Source organism: Paraglaciecola sp. QJM3NY_14 (assembly GCF_056173245.1).
This window is the reverse complement of sequence record NZ_CM149664.1, coordinates 2,943,600-2,969,199: the sequence shown is the minus strand read 5'-3', so window position 1 is coordinate 2,969,199 and position 25,600 is coordinate 2,943,600. Positions and strand designations below refer to the sequence as shown.

Sequence of the window (25,600 nt, the reverse complement as noted above, 5' to 3'; positions counted from 1 at the left end):
ACGCTAAAGGGCTCAGAAAGATTAAATTTTACACGCACCGCCAGCACAATCGTCGTCTTCTTCAACGACTGCTTCTTGTGGAACGAACTGGGTTGATTTCAGCTCTTGCTGTGATGTATCTGCTGCGCCATCACGAGTGTTGTGGTAGTACAAAGTTTTTACGCCTAGCTGATAAGCGGTAAGCAAGTCTTTCAACAATAACTTCATGGGGACTTTGCCACCGTCGTATTTGTTCGGGTCGTAACTGGTGTTAGCTGAAATTGTTTGATCAACAAACTTTTGCATAATACCGGTTAACTGTAAGTAACCATCGTTAGACGGTAAGTCCCACAACAATTCGTACTTGTCTTTCAACAATTCGTACTCAGGCACCACCTGCTTCAACACTCCATCTTTACTGGATTTAACACTGATGTGGCCGCGTGGTGGCTCAATGCCATTGGTGGCATTTGAAATCTGTGATGATGTTTCAGACGGCATCAAGGCAGACAAGGTACTGTTACGTAGACCGTATTGCTTGATGTCAGCACGTAGACTGTCCCAGTCACAATGCAGTGGCTCGTTACAAATTTTGTCTAAGTCTTTCTTGTAGGTATCAATTGGCATGATCCCTTGAGAGTAGGTGGTCTCATCAAACTTAGGACATGCGCCTTTCTCTTTTGCTAGGTTACAAGAGGCACGCATCAAGTGATATTGCATGGCTTCAAATGTTCGGTGAATGAGGCCGTTGGCACTGCCATCTGAGTATTTAACGCCGTTCTTAGCAAGGTAGTAGGCAAAATTGATTACACCTATACCCAATGTACGACGCCCCATAGTGGCATTGTACGCTGCGGGTACGGGGTAATCTTGATAATCGAGTAGGTTGTCAAGCGCCCGTACGGCGAGGTCAGCCATTTCTGCGAAGTCTTCTAAGCTTTCAATGGCACCTAGGTTAAACGCTGATAATGTACAAAGGGCAATTTCGCCGTTTTCGTCATTAACGTGCTCAAGGGGTTTAGTCGGTAGAGCGATTTCAAGACACAGGTTGCTTTGACGGATAGGTGCAACTTTCGGGTCGAAAGGACTGTGCGTGTTGCAGTGATCCACGTTCTGAAGATAGATACGGCCGGTACTAGCACGCTCTTGCATGAACAAGCTAAACAACTCTACTGCTTTGATTTGGGTCTTGCGGATGCTGTCATCTTGCTCGTACTTAACGTATAGCTCTTCAAATTTAGGTTGGTCAGCAAAGAACGCATCGTACAAACCAGGTACGTCAGATGGGCTAAACAAGCTAATGTGCTGATCTTTAATCAAGCGTTGATACATCAACTTATTAAATTGCACGCCGTAATCCAAATGACGAACGCGGTTTTCTTCTACACCACGGTTATTTTTCAATACTAGAAGTGATTCCACTTCCATATGCCAAAGTGGGTAGAAAAGTGTTGCTGCACCGCCGCGAACGCCGCCTTGTGAACAACTTTTAACGGCAGTTTGGAAATACTTGTAGAATGGAATACAACCCGTATGGAATGCTTCTCCGCCGCGAATAGGGCTACCAAGAGCACGTATGCGCCCTGCGTTGACACCGATACCGGCGCGCTGGCTCACGTACTTAACAATGGCACTGGCTGTCGCGTTAATTGAATCAAGGCTATCGCCAGCTTCAATCAATACACATGAGCTGAACTGCCTTGTAGGTGTACGCACGCCGGCCATAATTGGCGTAGGCAGTGAGATTTTGAATTTCGACGTCGCATCATAGAAGCGCTTGATGTATTCCATGCGCGAATCTTTCGGGTAATCAGCAAACAAACATGCTGCTACCAAGATATATAGAAATTGGGCACTCTCGTAAATTTCGCCGGTTACCCGGTTTTGAACAAGGTATTTACCTTCTAGCTGCTTGACTGCGGCGTAGCTAAAGTCCATATCACGCCAGTGGTCAATATAATCATCCATTTCTTGAAATTCAGCTTCGCTGTAATCACTCAACAAATGTTGATCATATTTTTGCATCTCGACCATGTTGGTAACATGGGCGAAAAGCGCTGGGGGCTCAAACTGCCCATAAGCTTTCTTACGTAAATGGAAGATAGCCAAACGTGCTGCTAAGTATTGATAATCTGGCGCGTCTGTTGAAATAAGATCGGCCGCTGAGCGGATCAGCGTCTCATGAATATCTTCTGTCTTGATACCGTCGTAGAACTGAATATGCGCTTTAATTTCCACCTGAGATACAGAAACATTATTAAGGCCTTTAGCTGCCCAAGTAATAACTTTGTGGATTTTTTCGAGGTCAATGCTTTCGCGCTCGCCAGTTCGCTTGGTAACGAAGAGTTTGTTATTCATGTATACGCCGTTTTGATTATAGTTTTTACAAAATATAGAAACGGTGAATTTCACCATTTCTGTGGAAATTATGCTTGACGAAGAGGGAAAGTTGCGGATCTTTTTTACAACGACCATCCTGTCGATAAAACACAAGATAATGAGGTTTTAGTGCCTTTGCAACCCCACATCTGGTGCTTTTGTAGACGTTCAAATCAACAGAAAATTTATGTTAGTAACGACTCACCTAACAAGGCCATTCTCTTTGCATGTATAGGGAATGCAAGATCATTTTTAGGAATTATTTTTTTATAAACTTTTTTAATCGAAAAAATCAGTTGTTATAATTTCACGATATATAGTGTCTAGGTGTTTACAAAACCACTACATGTCGTGTTTGGTGTTATAGGTGGGCGAGGATTGCCTGTGGTTGATCAATGTACAGATCCGCATTCCAGCTGTCTGATCTATGCTCTGGGCCTATGTATCCATAGTTTGCCACCACACTAAACATGTTCGCAGCTTTTGCGGCATCTATGTCACGTTTAGCATCACCGATGTACCAACACTCTGCAGGATTAATGTTCATCGCGTTTGCAGCGTGTATCAGGGGCAAAGGGTGGGGTTTACGTTTTTCTAACGTGTCGCCACTGATGACCACTTGGCACTGGGCAAACTCGTCAAAATGAGGTAACAAAAGCTCGGTGAGCCATTGTGGTTTATTGGTCACAATGCCCCAAGGGATATTATCCTTATCTAAACGTGCAAGTAGCTCTCTAATGCCATCAAACGACACGGTATCTACACATATCTCTTGTTCATATCTTTCAAGAAAAAGGGCCCTAAGTGCTTCGACGTCAAAATCCGCGAGCCTATCGCCAAAGCCTATTTCGAGTAATCCTTGAGAGCCATCAGAAGCAATATTACGATATACGCTGAACGCGCATGAGGGCATTTTATGTTGGTGTAAAACCCAGTTTAGGGCATTGCCTAAATCTCGTGCAGTGTCTAATAACGTACCGTCTAAATCGAACAATACACCTTTGGGCTTATTTAGCATGTTATGCATCACCGCCATGCTGACAATGTACGATGTAATTCACGTCAACGTTTTTGTCAGATAAATAAAACTGTTGAGTAATGGGGTTTACATGTAGGCCTGTCATATGTTTCGCCATTAAAGGTGTATTGTCTACCCAGTTTAATAATTCCGAGGGTTTAATAAACTTGTCATGATTGTGGGTTTCTTTTGGCACTAATTTGAGAATGTGCTCTGCGCCAATTATCGCCATCAAATATGATTTGATATTACGGTTTAGGGTCGAGAAAAATACCGTGCCGCCAGGTTTAACCAGTCTGCTACAAGCCTCAACTACAGATGACGGGTCAGGCACATGTTCGAGCATTTCCATACAAGTCACCACATCGAATTGCCCAGGATGGGCATCAGCGAACTCTTCCGCTGTTGACAGCTGATAGTCAATGCTTAATTGTGATTCAAGGCTATGTAATCTTGCTACTTCAAGCGGGGCTTCGCCCATATCAATGCCGGATACCTCAGCACCCGCGCGCGCCATACTTTCCGCTAAAATACCGCCACCGCAACCCACATCAATCACTTTCTTGCCTTCAAGCCCTTGAGTGCGCTGCACGATATAATCGGTTCTAAGTGGGTTGATGGTATGTAAGGGTTTAAACTCCCCGTTTAGGTCCCACCAACGAGATGCCAAATCGGCAAATTTCTGTATTTCTTGATGGTCAACATTTTGAGCTGAGTTCATATTGCGGTCCAAAAATTTGAATTTCGCTATTATAGCCAGCATGTATTAAAGCTGGCTAGCGCAATATATGCGGTTTTTTAGCGTCTTTGGCTACTATATGAGCGGATCCTATCTATTTATTTTTTACGGTCAGTGTTAGAATCCCAAGGCTCGATAATACGAAATTCCAGAGTTAATCGTTGACTGTTATTTTGAGGCCTAGCTCAAATGCACTGACGCGGATTGTAAATTTTATGTCTAATTCTATTTCTAATAATAATGACTAGGGACAAGGCTGTATATGACTGATCACGCCCAAGAAATTCTTCCTATTAATATTGAAGAAGAACTTAAAAATTCTTATCTTGATTACGCCATGAGCGTAATTGTAGGCAGGGCGCTGCCTGATGTAAGAGATGGCTTGAAGCCCGTGCATCGCCGGGTTTTGTTCGCTATGAACGAGCTGAAAAACGATTTTAACAAACCCTATAAAAAATCGGCACGTGTTGTCGGTGATGTTATCGGTAAGTACCACCCACATGGAGACTCGGCTGTTTACGATACCATCGTACGTATGGCTCAGCCGTTTTCTTTACGTTACATGCTGGTAGATGGTCAAGGTAACTTCGGTTCTGTTGATGGTGATTCAGCCGCTGCAATGCGTTACACCGAAATCCGTATGGCGAAAATTTCCCATGAATTATTAGCGGATTTAGAAAAAGAAACCGTCGACTTCGTTCCGAATTACGACGGCACCGAATTCATCCCTGACGTACTGCCCACTAAAGTACCCAACCTATTAATCAATGGTTCTTCAGGTATTGCTGTTGGTATGGCGACTAACATTCCTCCTCACAACTTAACCGAAGTTGTGAACGGGTGTATCGCGTTAATCGATAAGCCTGAGCTTTCCATTGAAGAATTGATGGAATATATCCCAGGCCCAGATTTCCCGACCGCTGCCTTTATAAGTGGTCGTAAGGGTATTGAAGAAGCGTACCGTACGGGGCGTGGAAAAATATACATGCGCGCCCGCGCAGAGATTGAGCGCGAAGACAATGGTAAAGAAACCATAGTCGTTCACGAAATTCCTTATCAGGTCAACAAAGCGCGCCTAATTGAAAAGATAGCCGAGCTGGTAAAAGAAAAGAAAATTGAAGGTATTTCAGCCCTACGTGATGAGTCTGATAAAGACGGCATGCGTATTGTAGTTGAAGTAAAACGTAACGAGTCAGGTGAAGTCTTACTGAACCACTTATATTCACAAACACAGATGCAAACCGTGTTTGGGATCAACATGGTGGCACTGGATAAAACTCAGCCTAAAGTGTTCAATTTACTTGAGATACTGCAAGCTTTCGTTTTACACCGCCGCGAAGTGGTCACGCGCCGTACAGTTTTCGAACTGAAGAAAGCCCGTGAGCGTGCCCATATTCTTGAAGGTTTAGCGATTGCTTTGGCTAATATAGACCCGATAATCGCACTGATTAAAGCGTCTAAAAGCCCGTCTGATGCCAAAATATCATTGACGGCTCAAGGTTGGGCATTAGGTGATGTGTCTGACATGTTAGAGCGTGCCGGTAATGACGCAGCTCGTCCTGATTGGTTAGAGCCTGAGTTTGGTATTCGTGATGGTTTGTACTATCTAACAGAGCAGCAAGCGCAAGCAATTCTTGACCTACGTTTGAATAAATTAACGGGTCTTGAGCACGAAAAAATTCTTTCTGAGTACAAAGAGTTATTAGACCTGATTGCAGAATTACTGCATATATTAGGTAGCCCTGAGCGCTTGATGGAAGTCATACGTGAAGAGCTTGAAAAAATTCGTGATGAATTCGGTGATGAGCGCCGCACTGAAATCACTGCCGCATCTCACGATATCGATATTGAAGACTTGATTGAACGTGAAGAGGTTGTGGTGACACTATCTCGTGAAGGTTACGTAAAGTATCAAAAGCTAAACGATTACGAGTCGCAGCGCCGTGGTGGTAAAGGTAAATCAGCGACCAAGATGAAAGAAGAAGATTTCATCGAGAAGTTACTGGTGGCCAATACCCATGACCACATTTTGTGCTTCTCTACTCGCGGCCGGTTGTATTGGCTAAAAGTATATCAATTGCCATTAGCAAGTCGTAATGCACGCGGTCGTCCAATTGTGAATATTTTACCGTTGGAAGCAAATGAACGTATCACTGCGATTTTGCCTATTCAAGAATTTGAAGAAGGTAAGTACGTCTTAATGGCTACGGCTAATGGTACAGTGAAGAAAACGGCCTTGGTCCAGTACTCACGCCCACGTGCGAACGGTATTATCGCGGTCAACTTGAACGACGGTGATGAGCTAATCGGTGTTGATATTACCGACGGTAGCAGTGATATCATGTTGTTCTCGGATGCGGGTAAAGTCGTTCGCTTTAATGAGAAAGCGCGTGATTCAGAAACAGGGGCAGTTAAAATTGATCCTGAAACTGGCGAAGAAATCCTAGCACTACGTCCAATGGGGCGCACAGCAACAGGTGTTCGTGGCATACGCTTACAAGATGGCCAAAAAGTGGTGTCGTTGATTGTACCTCAAGGTGATGGCGCGATTTTAACCGCCACCGAAAATGGTTTCGGTAAACGTACCCCTGTCGAAGATTACCCAGCGAAGAGCCGTGCCACGCAAGGTGTGGTATCCATTAAGGTTTCAGAGCGTAACGGTAAGGTAGTCGGTGCTGTACAGGTCAATGATAGCGATGAAATCATGCTGATCAGTGACCAAGGTACTTTAGTGCGTACTCGCGTCGGTGAAGTCTCTACCGTGGGTCGTAATACTCAGGGCGTACGCTTAATACGCACTGGAGAGGACGAACATGTTGTAGGTCTGCAGCGCATCGATGAAGTTGAAGAGTTAGAAGAAGAACTAGAGGCGTTAGCTGAAGGTGACGAGACAGTCGAAGCCGCAGCATCAGACGTGGATAACACCACGGATGAAGATCCTCAAAACGAAGAGTAAAGCCCGTAGATGAAAAGGTAGGCTGCACGCTTACTTTATCATCCTATAGTTTATTAAAACGAGCGGCTTAGCCGCTCTTTTTGTATCGGAAATTAAAGAATGACCAAGGTTTATAATTTTTGTGCCGGTCCGGCCATGTTACCCGAAGCTGTGATGCAGCAAGCCCAAAATGAATTCATCAACTGGCAGAACCAAGGTTGTTCGGTGATGGAAATGAGTCACCGTAGTAAAGAGTTTATCGCCCTTGCTGAAACCGCCGAGCAAGACTTGAGAGACTTATTGAGTATCCCTGATAACTACAAAGTGTTGTTTACTCACGGTGGTGGCCGTGGTCAGTTCTCTGCAGTGCCTCTTAACTTGTCACAAGAAGGTGACAGCGCTGACTATATAGTGAGTGGCTCTTGGTCAAAAAGCGCCGTTGATGAAGCGCAAAAATACATTAACGTGAATATTGCCGCTACTACGACTAATGAAGACGGCCTAGTGGTGATGCCTGCCCAAGAGACTTGGAATCAAAATCCTGATGCCGCTTATATTCACTATTGCCCCAATGAGACGGTAGATGGAGTTGAAATCAACTGGATCCCAGAAACAGGAGACATACCCCTTGTGGCAGATATGTCATCGAATATTTTGTCGCAACCTATCGACGTGAGTAAATTTGGCGTGATCTACGCCGGAGCCCAAAAAAATATTGGGCCTTCAGGTTTATCCGTTGTAATAGTTCGCGACGACTTGTTGGACAAGGCACGCTCGATTACCCCTGCGATCTTCGATTACACGGTTATCGCTAAACATGATTCTATGTATAACACGCCACCAACGTTTGCTTGGTATTTAGCAGGCTTGGTTTTCAAGTGGTTGAAAGAGCAGGGCGGCGTAGCAGCGATGGCTGAACGCAACAAAGCTAAATCAGATCTACTTTACTCATGTATTGATGACCTAGGTTTTTATAGCAACAATGTTGCCCCTGAATATCGCTCTCGCATGAATGTCACGTTTCATTTGAAAAATGCAGAACTAGATAAGCAGTTTTTAGCTGAAGCTGAAAATGCTGGGCTAAAAGCTTTAAAAGGTCATCGTATTGTTGGTGGTATGCGCGCTAGTATCTACAACGCCATGCCAATCGAAGGTGTGCAAGCCTTGGTTAACTTCATGCAAGAATTTGCTAAGAGGAATGGTTAATATGAGTCGTTCAGCTCCATTGTTACTCAATCCCATTTCGGCGATTTCAGGCACAGTTAACGTGCCTGGCTCTAAAAGTTTGTCTAATCGTGCTTTATTGCTTGGCGCAGTAGCAAATGGTGAAACGCATCTCACTAATTTACTCGACAGTGAGGACATTCGGCACATGCTAAAAGCATTGACTCAACTGGGTGTAAAATACCGCTTATCTGACGATAAAACCGAGTGTTGGGTGCAGGGCTTAGGTCGTGGTTTTAGTGTGGATAATCTAGAGACATTATTTTTAGGCAATGCAGGCACCGCCATGCGTCCTTTATGTGCTGTATTAGCCACCTCCATAGGTGAGTTTGAATTAACGGGGGAACCCCGGATGGAAGAGCGCCCAATTGGCGCCTTAGTTGATTCACTACGCCAAGCCGGTGCTCAGATTACCTATTTGAAAAATGAAGGCTATCCACCATTAAAAATGAAGGGTATGGCGTTAAAAGGCGGCAATATTAGTGTGGAAGGCACGGTTTCTAGTCAGTTTTTAACCGCGCTACTCATGGCTGCGCCATTATTTGAACATGACAGCGTTATCAATATTGTCGGAGAGTTGGTATCGAAACCTTATATAGATATTACGCTTAATACCATGGCGCAATTTGGTATAACCGTTGAAAACAACAACTACCAAAGCTTCACTGTCAAAGGTAACCAACAGTACCAAGCTGCTGGCGATTTTTTGGTTGAAGGTGATGCCTCATCTGCATCTTACTTTTTAGCCGCGGGTGCCATTAAAGGCGGCACGGTGCGTGTTACCGGCGTAGGAAAGAAGAGTATTCAAGGGGATATTCGTTTCGCCGATGTGCTCGAAAAAATGGGCGCGAAAATCACATGGGGTGATGACTATATTGAAGTCACAGGTGCACCTTTGATTGCGGTCGATATGGACATGAACCACATCCCTGATGCAGCAATGACCATCGCAACGACCGCATTATTTGCCAAAGGCACCACGTCAATTCGTAATATTTATAATTGGCGCGTCAAAGAAACAGACAGATTAGCCGCTATGGCGTGTGAATTACGTAAAGTGGGTGCAGAGGTTATCGAAGGTCAAGATTACATCACTATTACGCCTCCGAACACGTTGATTCAAACTGATATCGATACTTACGATGATCACCGCGTAGCCATGTGTTTTTCACTTGTGGCATTGAGCGATACACCTGTGACGATTAACGATCCTGACTGTACGGCTAAAACCTTCCCTGATTACTTCACTCGCCTAAAGCAAATAAGCGCCTAAATTAGTGACCGCTGTGAACATGAGCTCGTGTTTACAGTGGTCACAAGATTGTAAACTTGCTTACATTGCTTATATAAATTCAACGGGTATAATTGCGCGCGATTTTCATTAGCTCAGGAGAGAGCATGCAATTATTTCCCGTCATCACAGTAGACGGCCCAAGTGGAGCTGGTAAGGGCACCGTGAGTACCTTATTAGCCAATCGTTTAGGTTGGCATTTCCTCGACAGCGGCGCGATCTATCGTGTTTTGGCTATCGCCTCTATCCATCATCAAATTGATCCTAATGACGAAGCAGGCCTATTGCCACTGGCTTCAGGCTTGGATGTTAACTTTGAGCCAGCAGAGCATGGCTGTAAGGTGATTTTAGAAGGTGAAGATGTCAGTGATGACATTCGTACAGAAGAGGTCGGGGCAGTGGCCTCCAAAGTGGCGTCACTACCAAGTATTCGTGAGGCGTTACTGCGTCGCCAGCGAGCATTTAAAGAAGCGCCAGGTCTTGTCGCCGATGGACGTGACATGGGTACCATTGTATTCCCTGAGGCAGATGTAAAGATATTTCTTACGGCGAGCGCCCAAGAGCGTGCTAGCCGTAGATTTAATCAGTTGAAAGAGGCTGGTCATAATGTTAGCATATTGCGCCTTTTGGCTGACATAGAGGCTCGTGACGAGCGCGACTCAAATCGCAGTGTAGCGCCTTTAGTACCAGCAAAAGACGCGCTTATTGTTGATTCTACTGAATTAACAATAACGCAAGTAATTGATAAAATTACTGAATTTGCTAGTTCTAAAATCGAAATCTGATTTAAGAGCTAGCATTATATCACTTGTAAACTGCCCAACATCAGGATGAAGTTGGCAATGAATAACAACCCCACGTTAGCCGGATTGCAGTGTGGATGTCAAAATGAAACAAATAACTTAACTATGACTGAAAATTTTGCTCAACTATTTGAAGAAAGCTTAAAAGAAATCGAAACCCGTCCAGGTGCAATTGTTAAAGGTACTATCGTATCTATCGACAAAGACATCGTACTTGTAGACGCAGGTTTGAAATCTGAAAGCGCGATCCCAGCTGAACAATTCCGTAATGCTGACGGTACACTAGATGTTGAAATCGGAGACCAAGTTGACGTTGCTCTAGACGCAATTGAAGACGGTTTCGGTGAAACAATCTTGTCTCGCGAAAAAGCAAAACGTCACGAAGCCTGGGTTGAGCTAGAAAAAGCTTACGATGACAAAGAAACGATTAAAGGTGTTATCAATGGTAAGGTCAAAGGTGGCTTTACGGTTGAAGTGAATACAGTTCGTGCATTCTTACCTGGTTCATTGGTTGACGTACGCCCAGTACGCGACACGACTCATCTTGAAGGTAAAGAACTGGAATTCAAAGTTATCAAGCTTGATGCTAAGCGTAACAACGTGGTTGTTTCACGTCGTGCGGTTATCGAAGCAGAAAGCAGCGCAGAACGTGATCAACTTCTTGCTAACCTTGAAGAAGGCCATGAAGTTAAAGGTATCGTTAAGAACCTTACTGATTACGGCGCGTTCGTTGATCTTGGTGGTGTTGATGGTCTTCTACACATTACTGATATGGCTTGGAAACGCGTTAAGCACCCAAGTGAAATCGTTAATGTTGGTGATGAAATCAACGTTAAAGTACTTAAGTTCGACAAAGAAAAATCTCGTGTTTCATTAGGTATGAAACAAATGGGCAACGATCCTTGGCAAGAAATTGCAGAGCGTTACCCTGAAGGTTCTAAATTGAGCGGTGCAGTCACTAACCTAACTGACTACGGTTGTTTCGTTGAAATCGAAGACGGCGTTGAAGGTCTAGTTCACGTATCTGAAATGGATTGGACTAACAAAAACATTCACCCATCTAAAGTGGTTAACTTGGGTGACACTGTTGAAGTTATGGTTCTTGAAATTGACGAAGAGCGTCGTCGTATTTCTCTTGGCCTTAAGCAATGTAAACCTAACCCATGGGAAGAGTTTGCTAAGGCACAGAGCAAAGGCGATAAAGTTAGTGGTAAGATCAAGTCTATTACTGACTTCGGTATCTTTATCGGTCTCGACGGCGGCATTGACGGCTTAGTACATTTGTCTGACATTTCTTGGAACAAGACTGGCGAAGACGCTGTTCGTGAATACAAGAAAGGCGACGAAATCTCTGCTGTTGTTCTACAAGTTGACCCAGAGCGTGAGCGTATCTCTCTAGGTGTTAAACAGATTGAAGAAGATCCGTTTAACCAATACCTGACGGATACCAAGAAAGGTACTATCGTTGTTGGTACTGTGACTGAAGTTGACGCCAAAGGCGTAACTGTTAAACTTGCAGAAGAAGTTGAAGGTTACATCCGCGCAACTGATTTAGCTCGCGAACGTGTTGAAGATGCATCTGAAGTAGCATCTGTAGGCGACGAAATCGAAGCTAAGTTCATGGGCGTTGACCGTAAGAACCGCATCGTTAACTTGTCTGTTAAAGCAAAAGACCAAGCAGACGAGAAAGAAGCACTTGACAAAGTTAACCAACAAGAAGAAGTTGGTTTTGCTAACGCATTTGCTGAAGCCTTTAAAGCGGCGAAGAGCGAAGATTAATCAATCAAGGTGCGTATTATACGCACCGATAAATTTTCACAACGTACTTATATATTGAAGGAGAGTTTTAATGACAAAGTCAGAACTTATCGAAAGACTAGCGGATAAAGCCCGTCACGTACCTTCAAGAGACGTTGAGTTGGCTATCAAGGAAATGCTAGAGCAAATGGCGCAAACCTTACAGAAAGGTGAACGCATCGAAATCCGTGGATTTGGAAGTTTCTCTTTGCATTACCGCGCGCCTCGCGTAGGACGTAACCCGAAAACAGGTGAGACAGTGGAGTTAGACGGTAAACACGTTCCCCACTTCAAACCTGGTAAAGAGTTACGAGAAAGGGTCAACGAAGATTTAATTGCTTGATTTATCTCTAAATCATTAAAACGGCACTCCAATTGGGGTGCCGTTTTTGTTAGAGTGTAGTAAATTATAAATGACGTTTATAAACACATCTCGTTATTGGCCGTAGTGGTAGCTGTTTCGAATACTTAATTCAGAAATGAGTAAAGTATGTTTATAAAAAAGAGTTCAGATCCAAATGCCCACTAGGAGGCAAATAAGTATGAAGTTGAAGGGATTACTATCTCTTATTGCTGTATTAGTCTTGCTGTTAATAGGCGGCTTTATTGGTTCTCAAAATACCCATAGTGTCACAGTAAATTATCTTGTAGCGCAGAGCGACATCCGTGTGTCATTACTTATGCTGATTGTGTTCTTATGTGGTGTGCTACTCTGCGTAATTCTATTCTCACTTTATGTTTTACGATTAAAGTGGCGAGTAGCAAGTTTAGAACGCCAACTTAAAAAATCTAATCGTGTAGACTCCCTTTAATTATGCTTGAACTGCTTTTTCTGCTATTACCTGTAGCCGCCGGATATGGCTGGGTGATGGGGCGCAATAGCGTACGTCAAGCACAGCGTAAGCAATCTAGTATTTTATCTAAGCATTACTATAAAGGCTTAAATTTCCTCTTATCTGATGAGCCTGATAAGGCCGTCGATACTCTCATAAAAATGATCAACCTCGACAGTGATACGGTTGAAACCCATATTGCCATGGGCAAATTTTTCAGACACCGAGGCGAGTTAGACAGAGCAATCCGCGTTCATCAAAACCTTGTCAGTAAAGAACAAATTTCCCCTGCACAGCGCGAATCTGCCCTCAAAGAATTGGGCAAGGACTATGTGCTTGCAGGATTTTTAGAGCGTGCTGAGAACGCTTTTCTGCAGCTATTGAATTCAGACAAACATTTTCTAGATGCACAACAGCAGCTTTTCGATATCTATCAAGCCACCAAAGAATGGGGCAGAGGGATAGAGCTGGCTGAGAATATGATGGAAAATCATGGCGATAGTGACGAGCTATGCATTCGCATCTCGCATTTTTATTGTGAGCAAGCGGCTATTTATGTACGTAAAAATGAACTTAATCTAGCCGAGAAAACCTTGCAAAAAGCCATTATGGCTGACCAAAATACCGTTCGCCCATGGCTAATGCTAGGGCAAATAGCGATTAGCCAAGAGCAATATCAGACCGCCATCGAGTACTTACAACAAGTGCCTTTGCGTGATATATCTTGGTTGAGTGAGGCGGTGCCGCTGATAGAACAAAGCGCTGAAGCACTGGGCGATCTTGAGCAGCTAGAAAATATCCTTAACGAATATTGGCAGCAATGTGCCACTTCCTATCTAGCCAAAGTGAAATTAATGGCACGGCAGGGTTTAACAAAAGAAGCGGCTGATGTTTTGCTTGATCAACTGCGTAAACATCCCACCATGAAAGGCTTTAAAACGCTTATGGGGTTGTATATTGAACAACAAGCCCCTGATGAGTCCATGAATAGCCTTGTGCTATTAAAAGAGCTTGTTGAAGAGCAGATTAAGCAGCGACCTAAATATCGCTGTCACAGCTGTGGCTTTTCGGGCGGGCAAATACATTGGTTGTGCCCATCCTGTAAAAAATGGGGCCAGGTTAAACCGATTAAAGGCTTAGACGGAGAATAAACGTTAATGCAAGATCCAAAAGTGGTTATCGCACTTGATTTTGATGTAAAGAAAGACGCACTTGATTTTGTAGATAGGATTGACCCATCTCAGTGTCGTCTAAAAGTCGGTAAAGAAATGTTCACGTATTTCGGTCCTGAGTTTGTTCGCACTTTGGTGGCGAAGGAGTTCGATGTATTCCTCGATCTCAAATTCCACGATATTCCAAATACCGTTGCCAAAGCGTGCATCGCCGCCGCAGATTTAGGCGTATGGATGGTGAACGTACATGCTTCTGGTGGCGAAGATATGATGATTCGTGCTCGTGAAGGCTTAGCTCAGTTCGGTCAAGACAAGCCTCATCTTATCGCAGTAACAGTGCTTACCAGCATGGATAAGCGTCAGCTGTTACAAATTGGTATTCAATCATCGCTCATGGAGCACGTGTTAACGCTTGCATCCCTAACCAAACATGCAGGACTTGACGGAGTGGTATGCTCGGCACAAGAAGCTGCAATGTTAAAAGAGACTTTGGGTAAGGAATTTATGTTGGTGACGCCCGGTATTCGTCCCCAAGGGAGTGACGTTGGTGATCAGAAACGTATTATGACACCGCAAGAGGCTATGCAAGTTGGGGTGGATTACATGGTTATTGGCCGTCCTATTACGCAAGCGAAGGATCCAGTCGCTGCGCTTGACGCTATTAATGCATCTATCGCTTGAGCTAATATTTAAAATTTAGACATTTACGTTAAATTTCTAAACGCATAAAAAAGGCACTCTCGAGTGCCTTTTTTATTTAATCTACATCCATTGATGTTTAGGCACTCAGTGCCGTTTTAGGATCGGTGTAGGTCAACCCTAAAGATTTTCCGAGTGCATCAACTACCGCTTTGTACGTAACTTTACCTTCATGCACATTCAAGCCGTTAAGCAAATGAGCATCATCTAACATAGCCTGCTTAGGCCCTTTGTTAGCCAAAGCTAAACCGAAAGGTAGCGTTGCATTGTTCAGTGCCATAGTGGATGTACGCGCAACACCGCCAGGCATGTTTGCTACGCAATAGTGAACAACACCATCTACGATATAAACCGGATCTTGATGTGTCGTCGCTTTTGAGGTTTCAAAACAACCACCTTGATCAATAGCGACATCAACCACTACTGAGCCCTCTTTCATGTTTTTAACATGTTCTGCGGTCAATAGTTTAGGTGCTGCAGCGCCAGGAATGAGTACTGCACCCACCACTAAGTCAGCTTTTGACGAATAATGCTCAATAGCATCAACTGTTGAAAAAACAGTTTTAACACGGCCATCAAAAATATCATCTAACTCACGTAAACGCGGTAAAGAGCGATCCAAAATGGTGACATCAGCACCAAGGCCCAACGCCATCTTAGCTGAATTGGTGCCCACAACACCGCCACCGATAATTAGCACTTTACCCGGAGCTACCCCTGGCACACCACCCAACAATGTACCACTACCACCTTGTGCTTTTTCAAGATAGTGCGCGCCAGCTTGTACCGCCATACGACCAGCAACTTCACTCATTGGTGCAAGAAGGGGCAGGGCGTTGCGGTTATCAGTTACTGTTTCATAGGCAATGCAGGTTGCGCCAGATTCAATTAGTAGCTCGGTCTGTTTAGGATCGGGGGCAAGGTGCAAATAGGTATACAAGGTTTGGCCTTTGCGCAGCATTTTGCATTCATTTTCTTGCGGCTCTTTAACCTTTACAATCATCTCAGCTTTGGCAAAAACGGTTGCTGCATCAGGCACTATTTCAGCACCGGCAGCAATAAACTCTTCATTGGTAAAGCCAATAGCGGTACCCGCATTATCTTCAATTAGTACTTGATGTCCATGAACAACAAACTCTTTAACTGCAGCAGGCGTAAGACCTACGCGATATTCGTGGTTTTTAATTTCTTTTGGTACACCAATTAGCATAAATTTTCCTTTGAAGGTTGAACCCGAGGGCGATTGAATGCGGTATTGCATAATGAGCGAAGTATAAGTGAAGGTTCGAAGAAAATTATTCTGAAGATTTAATGCTTTAAGTATAAAATAGGGAGAAAGCCATTAAATGCAGTATTATCTATGTTAATAAAAACACCTAAACACCTCGATAGAATCGATCGTAATATTTTAAGTGAGCTGCAAAAGAACGGCCGTTTATCAAATATCGATTTAGCCAATAAGGTCGGTTTAAGTGCAAGCCCTTGTTTAGAAAGAGTTAAACGTCTTGAGAGTCAAGGCTATATTCTAGGCTATCATGCGCGAGTCGACCCACAAAAACTCGGTGCGGCGATGTTAGTCTTCGTGGAAATTACGTTGACCAAAACGTCGCCTGATATATTTGAGCTATTTTCTACTGCGGTAAAACAGCATGAAGACATCCAAGAGTGTCATTTAGTCTCTGGTGATTTTGATTTTTTACTTAAAGCGCGAGTGGCGGACATGTCGACCTATCGTAAGTTGCTTGGTGACACCCTACTTAGATTACCAGGAGTGAATGAATCTCGAACTTACGTTGTAATGGAAGAAGTCAAAGACACCACCATGGTGAAAATTAATCAACGCTGAACTGTTTAACCGCAGATTGCTCAAATACTGGGCATAAGCACGCCGTTGTCTAGGATTTTGACCAAAGCACTGGTATCTTATACAGCTAATTTTACGCAGTAACCCTAAGTTGAAAGAAAACGCTATGGCAAGACTCACAGGTATCCAACGGATTATGGAAGTAGGCATGATGCTCAGTTGCGCATTTGCTTTTTTCTTACTCCTCGCATTGGCTTCTTTTCATCCAGCCGACCCAAGCTGGAGCCAAGCTGGTTTGCAAGGTGACATTCACAATTGGGTTGGCGCGATTGGCGCTTGGTTAGCTGATATTTTATTTTTTATGTTCGGCTACATTGCTTATATCTTCCCCTTCACAGCGGCATTCGCCGGTTGGTTTATGTTCCAGCAACGTAAGCGTATTTCTGAGTTTGACTATTTAACGATTGGACTGCGAATTTTAGGACTATTATTGGCCCTTGTTGGTGCAGCGGGAATAGCCAGCCTTAACTTTAATGACTTATTCTATTTCTCGGCAGGAGGGATGTTAGGAGATGTGATTAGCGCATCGCTTGTTCCTTATCTCAATTTCGCCGGTACGGTTCTTATTTTACTTAGCTTGTTTTGCACTGGCTTTACGTTTTTAACTGGAATTTCATGGTTAACCGTTGTCGATAAAACCGGTGCGTTGGCCGTCGCGTTTGCAACAGGTGCTTGGTCTCTGCCACAGAAAATCCAAGAAGCTCCCATGCTACGACTCGGTTTTAATCGCGATAGTAAGGACGAGCAAGCAAGCACTGATGACAAGCTGAATACTTCAGTTCCACCGCCTTATACACCCGATCACCAGCGTGTAGAGCCAAGTGTGACGCCTTTTAGTCATGATGAGCCTGAACCGAGTTTTAGTATTCCCGATGAGGTGTTGTTCGAGCCCGAACCGAAAAAAGAGGAATCGAGCCCAATTTCAATCAGCGAGTTGCGCGACAAGATAGGCTTTGGTCGTAAAAAGAAATCGCAAGACGATATTGATGAAATGCAGGATGAGCCAGAAGCACCTGCTGAGCAGCCCAAGGATAAGGCGCATAATGGCGTTTATGTTTCTGATGACGTTAAAGCCAATCTTGAGGCGCAAGCGGCAGCTAAAGCGATTGCCGACAGTAAACCTCCTGAGCCAATGCCGTCATTTGATTTACTGCAACGAGCAGACAAAATTAAAAATCCGATTACCCCTGAAGAGCTTGAAATGGTCTCTCGCTTACTCGAGGAAAAACTAAAAGACTTTAACATCGATGCACAAGTGGTAGGTGTGTATCCTGGGCCTGTTATCACCCGTTTTGAGATGGACTTAGCGCCAGGTGTCAAAGTCAGTAAGATTACCGGTCTTTCAAAAGATTTGGCCCGTGCGATGTCTGCTATTTCGGTGCGCGTGGTGGAAGTCATTCCAGGTAAATCGGTAATAGGTTTAGAGTTGCCCAATAAAAAGCGCGACATGGTGCGCTTGAGCGAAGTGATTAGCTGTGACGCGTTTCAAAAAGCCGAGTCCGATTTAACCATGGTGTTAGGAGCAGATATATCAGGCCAACCTGTAATTGTTGATTTAGCCAAAATGCCACATTTATTAGTGGCAGGTACCACTGGCTCAGGTAAGTCTGTTGGGGTTAACGTCATGATTTTGAGCCTGTTGTATAAATCAACGCCAGAAGACGTGCGTATGATCATGATTGACCCGAAAATGCTTGAATTGTCTGTTTATGAAGGCATACCGCATTTGCTCGCTGAAGTGGTAACCGACATGAAAGAAGCGGCCAACGCACTGCGCTGGTGTGTTGGGGAAATGGAGCGTCGCTACCGTTTAATGTCAGCCCTGGGGGTACGTAATCTCAAAGGCTTCAACCAGAAAGTCAAAGATGCGATTGAAGCAGGCCAACCGATAAAAGATCCCTTGTGGAAATCAGAAGAGAGCATGTTAACGGAAGCGCCTGATTTGGAAAAACTGCCGGCTATCGTGGTCGTGGTCGACGAATTTGCTGACATGATGATGATCGTTGGCAAAAAAGTCGAAGAGCTTATTGCCCGTATAGCCCAAAAAGCCAGAGCGGCTGGTATTCATTTGGTACTCGCCACACAGCGTCCGTCAGTTGACGTTATCACTGGTTTGATAAAAGCCAATATTCCTACCCGTATTGCGTTTCAGGTGTCATCAAAAATAGATTCACGGACCATTTTAGACCAACAAGGCGCTGAAACCTTATTGGGAATGGGCGACATGCTGTACTTGCCACCAGGCACTGGCGTGCCGACACGGGTCCACGGCGCGTTTGTTGATGACCCAGAAGTACATGCTGTAGTAGCCGATTGGAAAAGCCGCGGTGCACCGCAATACATTGATGAGATTCTCAACGGTGACACCACAGCTGAGGTATTACTGCCCGGTGAGCAACCAGAAGGCGGCGATCAAGAGTTTGATGTGTTTTACGATGAAGCCGTGTCTTTCGTCACTGAGTCACGCCGCGCGTCAGTATCAAGTGTGCAGCGTAAATTTAGAATTGGTTACAATCGTGCAGCACGCTTGGTCGAACAAATGGAACAAAGTGGTGTCGTAACGCCACCAGGGCACAATGGTAATAGAGAAGTGTTGGCACCTCCACCACCAAGAGATTAATTTATGATAGGTATTCAGCAAAATATGAACAGTGTTAAATATATCGGTTACGTGGCGAAGTTATCAGGGACTTTATTGCTAATGTTAGGGGCTATTTTTAGCGTAAATGCCCAGCAAACCGATGAAGATAAACTGAAAGCGCGATTGCAAACCCTACATAACTTTAGCGCCTCGTTTACCCAAAAAGTGACTGACGCGAATCACGAAGTACTGCAAGAAGCAACTGGGGTGATAAAGCTAAAACAACCCAACAAACTATATTGGGAGCTCAACCCGCCCAATGAAAATATTCTCATTGCCGATGGCAGTACTCTATGGAATGTGGACCCTTTTGTGGAGCAAGTTACTGCCATCAGTCAAGACCAAGCAGTGGCCAATAATCCCCTTATTTTGCTCACTCAGCCGAACAGTGACGCTTGGGAGAATTTCAGTGTTTCTCATACCAATGATACTTTTCGTATTGATGCGAAAAAACCTGATTCTGCAGTACACTCACTCGTGTTGGTGTTTGATGGGGCACAGTTAACGTCGATGAGCATGCAAGACAGCCAGCAGCAAATTAGCGACTTGTATTTCAATGATATTCAGCAAAATAAAACGGTCAGTGATGAGGTCTTTACCTTTAGTCTGCCTGAAGGCTACGACTTGGACGACCAACGTAACTGATGAATCAAGGATTCGATTTTAGCTATCAAGACGACCCAAGCTTCGCACCACTAGCTGCACGCATGCGCCCGCAGAATATTGCCGAATATTTCGGCCAGCAACACATTGTTGGTGTAGGCAAACCCCTGCGCAGCGCCATTGAGCGTGGCCACTGCCATTCGATGATCCTCTGGGGGCCGCCTGGTACAGGTAAAACCACATTAGCTGAAATTATTGCTATGCATTGCGATGCGCATATCGAGCGGATCTCCGCAGTTACTTCCGGCGTAAAAGATATTCGCAGTGCTATTGAACAAGCAAAACAAAATGCGCTTAACCAGGCCAAGCGCACCATTTTATTTGTTGACGAAGTACACAGGTTTAACAAGAGTCAGCAAGATGCGTTTTTGCCTTTTATTGAAGACGGCACGATTACGTTTATTGGCGCCACCACAGAAAACCCATCTTTCGAATTAAACGGTGCTTTATTATCTCGTGCCCGGGTGTATGTGCTTAAATCACTGACTGAGAGCGATCTGACAGATATTGCTAAGCGAGCGTTAACTGACGAGTCCCGTGGGTTGGGGCAGTTAGCTCTGCAAATAGAAGACAAGGGTATTGCGCTTTTAACCGAGCTTGCAGGCGGTGACGCAAGGCGTCTATTGAATTATATTGAGTTGGCTGCTGACTTCTCCACTGAAGGAAAAATCACGCTTGAAGCCATTAAAGAAGCGGTAGGCGAAAAGGTCGCTCAATATGACAAAGGCGGGGACCAGTTTTACGATTTAATCTCTGCCTTTCACAAATCTGTGCGTGGCTCATCTCCTGATGGTGCTTTGTATTGGTATGCGCGTATGTTAAATGCTGGGTGTGATCCGCTTTATGTGGCACGGCGTTTATTGGCCATTGCTACTGAGGATATCGGTAATGCCGATCCCCGAGCGATGGAAGTCTGCCTCAATGCGTGGGATATTTTCCAACGCATTGGCCCTGCAGAAGGCGAACGAGCCATAGCGCAGGCTACCTTGTATTGTGCAAGTGCTGCCAAGAGTAATGCGGTTTATACGGCATTCAAGCAAGCGATGCGGGATGCTAAATCATTGCCGGATTACGAAGTGCCTAGCCACTTACGTAATGCTCCCACTAAGTTAATGAAAGAAATGGGGTTCGGTGATGGCTATCGCTATGCCCATGATGAGCCAAATGCCTTTGCTGCGGGGGAAAGCTATTTACCACCCGAAATGCAAGATACACAATACTATGTGCCTAATGAGAGAGGGCTTGAGATAAAGCTCAAGGCGAAATTAGATTTTCTGACTGATTTAAATAACAAGAGCGCTCATAAAAGGTACAAGTAAATGCAGCATAGTTTTGCTATATACACATATATTGCGCTAGGGGGCGCAACAGGTGCCTGTTTACGCTTTTTTCTTTCCAGTTTGATGTTGCAATGGTTTGGCAAAGGATTTCCTTTTGGTACACTTCTGGTCAATATTGTAGGGTCGTTCAGTTTAGGACTGCTTTATACGCTCATTGAACAGGGGCATCTTGAAATCGTCGTTTGGCGCACAGCCATTGGTATCGGTTTTTTAGGCGCTCTTACTACGTTCTCAACGTTTTCAGTAGATAGCCTCATGCTGTTGCAACAAGGTATGTGGCTGAAAGGGGCGCTCAATATATTTATTAATGTCACCTGCTGTTTATTTGCAGCATGGTTGGGTACACAACTAGTTAAAGGTTAAGTCAAACAAGATGTTAGATGCTAAGTATTTACGTAACGATATAAACATTGCGGCGCAAAAACTCGAAAAACGAGGTTACACCCTTGATGTTGCTCAGTTCACAGCACTAGAGGAAAAGCGCAAATCTTTACAGATGCGCACTCAAGAACTACAAAATGAACGCAATGTACGCTCCAAGTCTATCGGTAAAGCGAAAGCATCAGGTCAAGATATTGAGCCCTTGCTTGCACAAGTCGGCCAACTTGGTGATGAGCTTAATGCGGCCAAAGCCGAACTGACAGGCTTGCTAGATGAAATTCAGGCGCTGACTTTGAATATCCCCAATTTGCCTGACGACAGTGTGCCAGAAGGCAAAGACGAAGACGAGAATGTAGAAGTGTCTCGTTGGGGCACGCCTCGGGAGTTTGATTTTGAAATCAAAGATCACGTTGATTTAGGTGCTGGTGTCGCCAACGGTTTAGATTTTGAAACCGCCACTAAGTTAACCGGCTCTCGTTTTGTGGTGATGCGTGGCCAAATAGCGCGTTTAAACCGAGCCATTGCTCAGTTCATGCTTGATTTACACACAGAGCAGCATGGTTATCAAGAAATGTACGTGCCGTATTTAGTGAACGAAGAAAGCATGTTAGGTACAGGTCAATTTCCTAAGTTTGTAGGGGATGCTTTTCACACCAAACCCGCAACCGAAGAAGGTCAAGGCTTGTCCTTGATACCCACGTCAGAAGTGCCGTTAACCAATATTGCACGTGACTGTATTTTTGCAGCCAATGAATTACCGATTAAAATGACGGCGCATACTCCTTGCTTTAGAAGTGAAGCGGGGTCATATGGTCGTGATACTCGTGGTCTTATTCGTCAGCATCAATTCGATAAAGTGGAGATGGTGCAATTGGTCGAAGCGGACAAATCATTCGAAGCTCTAGACGAATTAACTGGCCACGCTGAAAAAGTACTTCAGTTGCTTGAATTGCCCTACCGTAAGATGCTGTTGTGTACCGGCGATATGGGCTTTGGTGCATGCAAAACATTCGATTTAGAAGTGTGGTTACCCGCACAAGATACCTATCGTGAAATTTCGTCTTGCTCAAATATGCTTGATTTCCAAGCGCGTCGTATGCAAGCACGTTACCGCGACCCGCAAACGAATAAAACCGAGTTGCTACATACGTTAAATGGTTCAGGGTTGGCAGTAGGACGCACGCTAGTGGCCATTTTGGAAAACTACCAGCAAGCCGATGGCAGCATTACCATTCCTGAAGTGCTTCAGCCTTATATGAATGGTGTAACTGTGATTGGTGCCGTTAAATAGCGTGATAGCGCTTTGGCGTTACTGATACAAAAAAGCGCGGCCACTTTGTAGATAAGTGGCCGCGCTTTTTTATGATTTAATATGCTTTAAACTACAAACATTTCGCGGGTTTGGGCAGGCCGGCTATTTTTGTGGCTTGTTTAGCAGGACCTTTTTTAAATAACCTAAATAAATAACGGCTGTTGGCTTTTTCTTCACCAAATTTTACCTTCATGGCTTTGACTAAGGCACGCATCGCTGGGCTGGTGTTGTACTCTAAATAAAAATCGCGCACGAAGTTGACTACTTCCCAATGGGCATCGGTTAACTCTATGTTCTCGTCTTCGGCTAAAAGGGGTGCTAAATCTGGTTGCCAGTCGTCCATATTTAATAAATAGCCTTGTTTGTCTATTGGGATCTGTTGCTCTTTGTATTCTATATAACCGCTCACGTGCACTGAAACCTCTTAATATCTATAATCTCGGGCGACTTACTTCACCTCTGGTTAAAGATGGTGTAAATCAACATTATTATTTACCAACTGATCGTTGTTTTGTAGTCAAGCGTTAGTGCGACAAAACCTTCCATGCTGATAGATTTTATTAATTTAGAGTTTGTACCTGTAGATTTTAGATGATTTGCTCTGGCGACGACATCATCTTCTAGGACAAAGCAGGTAATGCCTAATGATAGGCTCAGTTCTCTTAATTGATGACTGACATCCACATGGTTCAATGCGTATGCGCCATCTTGTATCAACATGATCCCGTCACCGTTATTGCAACGTTTAAAAACACTTTCAAATACAGTGCTGCTAAAAGGACTGGTGCTAACAATATGCAGTGTCATTTAAAATCTCATCAATTGGTCAAGCTGAGCTAGCTGCTGATTTAGCTCTTCTGGGGGCAGGGCGGTAACTTCTATACACAAGTCTGACACCTCTAGTTTCCTTTCGCTGAGACTTTGCTGACAAACATAAATGTCGTCAATATCGTAGAATGTGAGAGCGGGAAACGTCTTGCTGTAATGCCTACCTTGTTCAGGAGATGGTTGTTGGGATTTGAGCAATTGAAATACGCCATCACCTACAAAAAATAGCGTCACTTCTTGTCCAAAATTGGCCGAGGCCAACGCTAAGTCTAAGCTTTCCTGTCCGTTAGACAGACCATAAGGTGCGGTACTATTAATGATACCTAAGGTTTTCATAATCAAAACTGTATCACCTTATCACTGACTTGGCATAGCTCAACTAAATCACCCAAACCTACTTCGATAAAAGGCTCGGTTAGGTTAAACCCGTGCTGGTCGTTATCTTTGGCATCTTGCGCGTTAATGACGCCTCGGCGGTTAGCCGCGGTGACGCATACATTTAACGGTATGCGATGTTGTGAACCTAACTCTATCCACGCTTGATGCACGTTAAATTCATCACTATGACCCGCCTGATAGCCATTGGCATTCTGAACGCCCGCTTGATAAAAGAAAACGCCTTTTATTTCGTGTCCTAGAGCCAGCACACTGCACGCAAAGCGATAAGCAGTAAATGCATGTTGTTGCTCAAACGGAGCGTGGGTAACCAATAAACAAAAGCTTGCCATAATTGAAAATCACCTGAGTTTAGTACAAATAAAAACACCCCGACTAAGCGGGGTGTTTTTGCAACACATTAACGATTAATCATCGCCACCGAAAGCACCCAGTAGGTGAAGGATCGATGTGAACAAGTTATATATATTCAAGTACATTGAAACTGTCGCGCGAATATAGTTGGTTTCGCCACCGTTGATGATACGGCTAGTATCAAACAAGATGAAGCCAGACATAATAAACACGATAGCAGCACTGACGGCCAAGCTAAGCGCAGGGATTTGGAAAAACAGGTTAGCTAGAGATGCAACAACCGCCACGATTAAGCCGACGATTAAAAAACCACCCATGAAAGAGAAGTCTTTCTTCGTTGTTAGAACATAACCGGATAAACCAAAGAACACTAACGCGGTTGCGCCAAAGGCCTGCATAATCATTTCAGGACCATTTTGGAAGCCAGCATAGTAATTTAGGGTGTAACCCAAAGAGCCACCTAATAAACCGGTAAAGGCAAATACGAATAAAATGCCCATTGAACTTTGTGACGCTTTATTTAAAAAGAAAATCATAACCAATGCGGCAAGGTTCATACCTAACGCAGCACCTGGGCCGATATTCATTGCAGCAGCTATACCAGCACACACTGCGCTAAATGTCAGAGTCATTGCCAATAGTAGGTACGTATTGCGCAAGACCTTGTTAGTTTGCAGGGCAGAACCCTGAGCAGTATTGCTATACGTAGTACGATGTTCCATTTGTTACCTCCAATAGGTAAAGTGATGTAGTGAAAACAGATAATATATCTATGATGCCTTTGTATGGGGTTTTGTTCAATTATTCAAGTGCTAGGGGCGACTATTATGCGAAATATTAGTAACTTGATGTAAAAATGGTCAGTGTGCCTAATTTGTGGTCGGTCAGTAAGTTTTGACTAATTAAGGCTTTACAAGCACGTAAAACGTCATTAATATTCGGCTCCTCAATT

At 44.2% G+C, this 25,600-nt stretch carries 24 protein-coding genes; 15 read left to right on the top strand and 9 right to left on the bottom strand.

Annotated elements, in window-relative coordinates:
• Positions 1-21: 21 nt before the first annotated feature.
• The 3 genes from nrdA to ubiG form a co-directional block, all read right to left on the bottom strand.
• Complete coding sequence (gene nrdA, locus AC0VYA_RS12475; RefSeq protein WP_011575260.1) at positions 22-2,337, bottom strand: class 1a ribonucleoside-diphosphate reductase subunit alpha; 2,316 nt, start codon at positions 2,335-2,337, stop codon at positions 22-24.
• Between the two features lie 382 nt (positions 2,338-2,719).
• On the bottom strand, positions 2,720-3,376 hold the full coding sequence (locus AC0VYA_RS12470; RefSeq protein WP_475488462.1) for an HAD family hydrolase: 657 nt from the start codon (positions 3,374-3,376) through the stop codon (positions 2,720-2,722).
• A gap of 1 nt (position 3,377) precedes the next feature.
• Positions 3,378-4,097 carry a bifunctional 2-polyprenyl-6-hydroxyphenol methylase/3-demethylubiquinol 3-O-methyltransferase UbiG gene (gene ubiG / locus AC0VYA_RS12465; protein ID WP_475488461.1) on the bottom strand — a complete coding sequence of 240 codons (720 nt, stop codon included), beginning with the start codon at positions 4,095-4,097 and terminating at the stop codon, positions 3,378-3,380.
• 280 nt (positions 4,098-4,377) lie between these two features.
• Between ubiG and gyrA the strand changes: the two genes are divergently transcribed.
• The 9 genes from gyrA to pyrF all read left to right on the top strand — a co-directional run bounded on the left by gyrA (position 4,378) and on the right by pyrF (position 14,851).
• Complete coding sequence (gene gyrA / locus AC0VYA_RS12460; RefSeq protein ID WP_011575257.1) at positions 4,378-7,071, top strand: DNA topoisomerase (ATP-hydrolyzing) subunit A; 2,694 nt, start codon at positions 4,378-4,380, stop codon at positions 7,069-7,071.
• A gap of 99 nt (positions 7,072-7,170) precedes the next feature.
• A complete protein-coding gene (serC, locus tag AC0VYA_RS12455) occupies positions 7,171-8,256 on the top strand; it encodes a 3-phosphoserine/phosphohydroxythreonine transaminase (protein WP_473481077.1) in 1,086 nt (361 codons plus the stop codon).
• Between the two features lies 1 nt (position 8,257).
• Complete coding sequence (aroA, locus tag AC0VYA_RS12450) at positions 8,258-9,547, top strand: 3-phosphoshikimate 1-carboxyvinyltransferase (RefSeq protein ID WP_475488460.1); 1,290 nt, start codon at positions 8,258-8,260, stop codon at positions 9,545-9,547.
• Positions 9,548-9,672: 125 nt separating this feature from the next.
• A complete protein-coding gene (gene cmk / locus AC0VYA_RS12445) occupies positions 9,673-10,350 on the top strand; it encodes a (d)CMP kinase (RefSeq protein ID WP_011575254.1) in 678 nt (225 codons plus the stop codon).
• A gap of 123 nt (positions 10,351-10,473) precedes the next feature.
• Positions 10,474-12,147: a 30S ribosomal protein S1 gene (gene rpsA / locus AC0VYA_RS12440; RefSeq protein ID WP_011575253.1), complete on the top strand. Its 1,674-nt coding sequence runs from the start codon at positions 10,474-10,476 to the stop codon at positions 12,145-12,147.
• 70 nt (positions 12,148-12,217) lie between these two features.
• Positions 12,218-12,508: an integration host factor subunit beta gene (gene ihfB, locus AC0VYA_RS12435; protein ID WP_006991151.1), complete on the top strand. Its 291-nt coding sequence runs from the start codon at positions 12,218-12,220 to the stop codon at positions 12,506-12,508.
• Between the two features lie 175 nt (positions 12,509-12,683).
• Positions 12,684-12,977 (top strand): LapA family protein, encoded by a 294-nt coding sequence (locus AC0VYA_RS12430; RefSeq protein WP_475488459.1) that lies wholly within the window; start codon positions 12,684-12,686, stop codon positions 12,975-12,977.
• 2 nt (positions 12,978-12,979) lie between these two features.
• On the top strand, positions 12,980-14,149 hold the full coding sequence (gene lapB, locus AC0VYA_RS12425; protein ID WP_475488458.1) for a lipopolysaccharide assembly protein LapB: 1,170 nt from the start codon (positions 12,980-12,982) through the stop codon (positions 14,147-14,149).
• Positions 14,150-14,155: 6 nt separating this feature from the next.
• On the top strand, positions 14,156-14,851 hold the full coding sequence (gene pyrF, locus AC0VYA_RS12420) for an orotidine-5'-phosphate decarboxylase (RefSeq protein ID WP_475488457.1): 696 nt from the start codon (positions 14,156-14,158) through the stop codon (positions 14,849-14,851).
• A gap of 97 nt (positions 14,852-14,948) precedes the next feature.
• On the opposite strand, the gene ald is transcribed toward pyrF, so the two are convergent.
• Complete coding sequence (gene ald, locus AC0VYA_RS12415) at positions 14,949-16,079, bottom strand: alanine dehydrogenase (protein ID WP_011575250.1); 1,131 nt, start codon at positions 16,077-16,079, stop codon at positions 14,949-14,951.
• A gap of 150 nt (positions 16,080-16,229) precedes the next feature.
• On the opposite strand from ald, the gene lrp reads away from it, so the two are divergent.
• The 6 genes from lrp to serS all read left to right on the top strand — a co-directional run bounded on the left by lrp (position 16,230) and on the right by serS (position 23,049).
• The gene (gene lrp, locus AC0VYA_RS12410) at positions 16,230-16,715 is read left to right on the top strand and encodes a leucine-responsive transcriptional regulator Lrp (protein WP_011575249.1); all 486 of its coding nucleotides are present in this window, start codon (positions 16,230-16,232) and stop codon (positions 16,713-16,715) included.
• A 124-nt stretch (positions 16,716-16,839) separates the two neighbouring features.
• On the top strand, positions 16,840-19,353 hold the full coding sequence (locus AC0VYA_RS12405; RefSeq protein WP_475488456.1) for a DNA translocase FtsK: 2,514 nt from the start codon (positions 16,840-16,842) through the stop codon (positions 19,351-19,353).
• Between the two features lie 3 nt (positions 19,354-19,356).
• Entirely contained in the window at positions 19,357-20,019 is a 663-nt protein-coding gene (gene lolA, locus AC0VYA_RS12400; protein WP_041713789.1) for an outer membrane lipoprotein periplasmic chaperone LolA, read from the top strand.
• Entirely contained in the window at positions 20,019-21,356 is a 1,338-nt protein-coding gene (locus tag AC0VYA_RS12395) for a replication-associated recombination protein A (RefSeq protein WP_475488455.1), read from the top strand. Before lolA ends, AC0VYA_RS12395 begins: the two co-directional genes overlap by 1 nt.
• Positions 21,357-21,740, top strand: a complete 384-nt coding sequence (gene crcB / locus AC0VYA_RS12390) for a fluoride efflux transporter CrcB (protein ID WP_011575245.1) — start codon at positions 21,357-21,359, stop codon at positions 21,738-21,740. It abuts the gene before it with no gap.
• Between the two features lie 10 nt (positions 21,741-21,750).
• The gene (gene serS / locus AC0VYA_RS12385; protein WP_475488454.1) at positions 21,751-23,049 is read left to right on the top strand and encodes a serine--tRNA ligase; all 1,299 of its coding nucleotides are present in this window, start codon (positions 21,751-21,753) and stop codon (positions 23,047-23,049) included.
• Between the two features lie 91 nt (positions 23,050-23,140).
• Here serS and AC0VYA_RS12380 read toward each other — a convergent pair whose 3' ends face one another.
• From AC0VYA_RS12380 to AC0VYA_RS12360, 5 genes are all read right to left on the bottom strand, one after another.
• Positions 23,141-23,479 carry a TusE/DsrC/DsvC family sulfur relay protein gene (locus tag AC0VYA_RS12380; protein ID WP_475488453.1) on the bottom strand — a complete coding sequence of 113 codons (339 nt, stop codon included), beginning with the start codon at positions 23,477-23,479 and terminating at the stop codon, positions 23,141-23,143.
• An 83-nt stretch (positions 23,480-23,562) separates the two neighbouring features.
• On the bottom strand, positions 23,563-23,877 hold the full coding sequence (tusB, locus tag AC0VYA_RS12375; RefSeq protein ID WP_475488452.1) for a sulfurtransferase complex subunit TusB: 315 nt from the start codon (positions 23,875-23,877) through the stop codon (positions 23,563-23,565).
• A complete protein-coding gene (tusC, locus tag AC0VYA_RS12370) occupies positions 23,878-24,234 on the bottom strand; it encodes a sulfurtransferase complex subunit TusC (RefSeq protein ID WP_475488451.1) in 357 nt (118 codons plus the stop codon).
• A 2-nt stretch (positions 24,235-24,236) separates the two neighbouring features.
• A complete protein-coding gene (gene tusD / locus AC0VYA_RS12365; protein WP_475488450.1) occupies positions 24,237-24,626 on the bottom strand; it encodes a sulfurtransferase complex subunit TusD in 390 nt (129 codons plus the stop codon).
• Positions 24,627-24,701: 75 nt separating this feature from the next.
• Positions 24,702-25,370: a Bax inhibitor-1/YccA family protein gene (locus tag AC0VYA_RS12360; protein WP_006991166.1), complete on the bottom strand. Its 669-nt coding sequence runs from the start codon at positions 25,368-25,370 to the stop codon at positions 24,702-24,704.
• Positions 25,371-25,600: the final 230 nt, after the last annotated feature.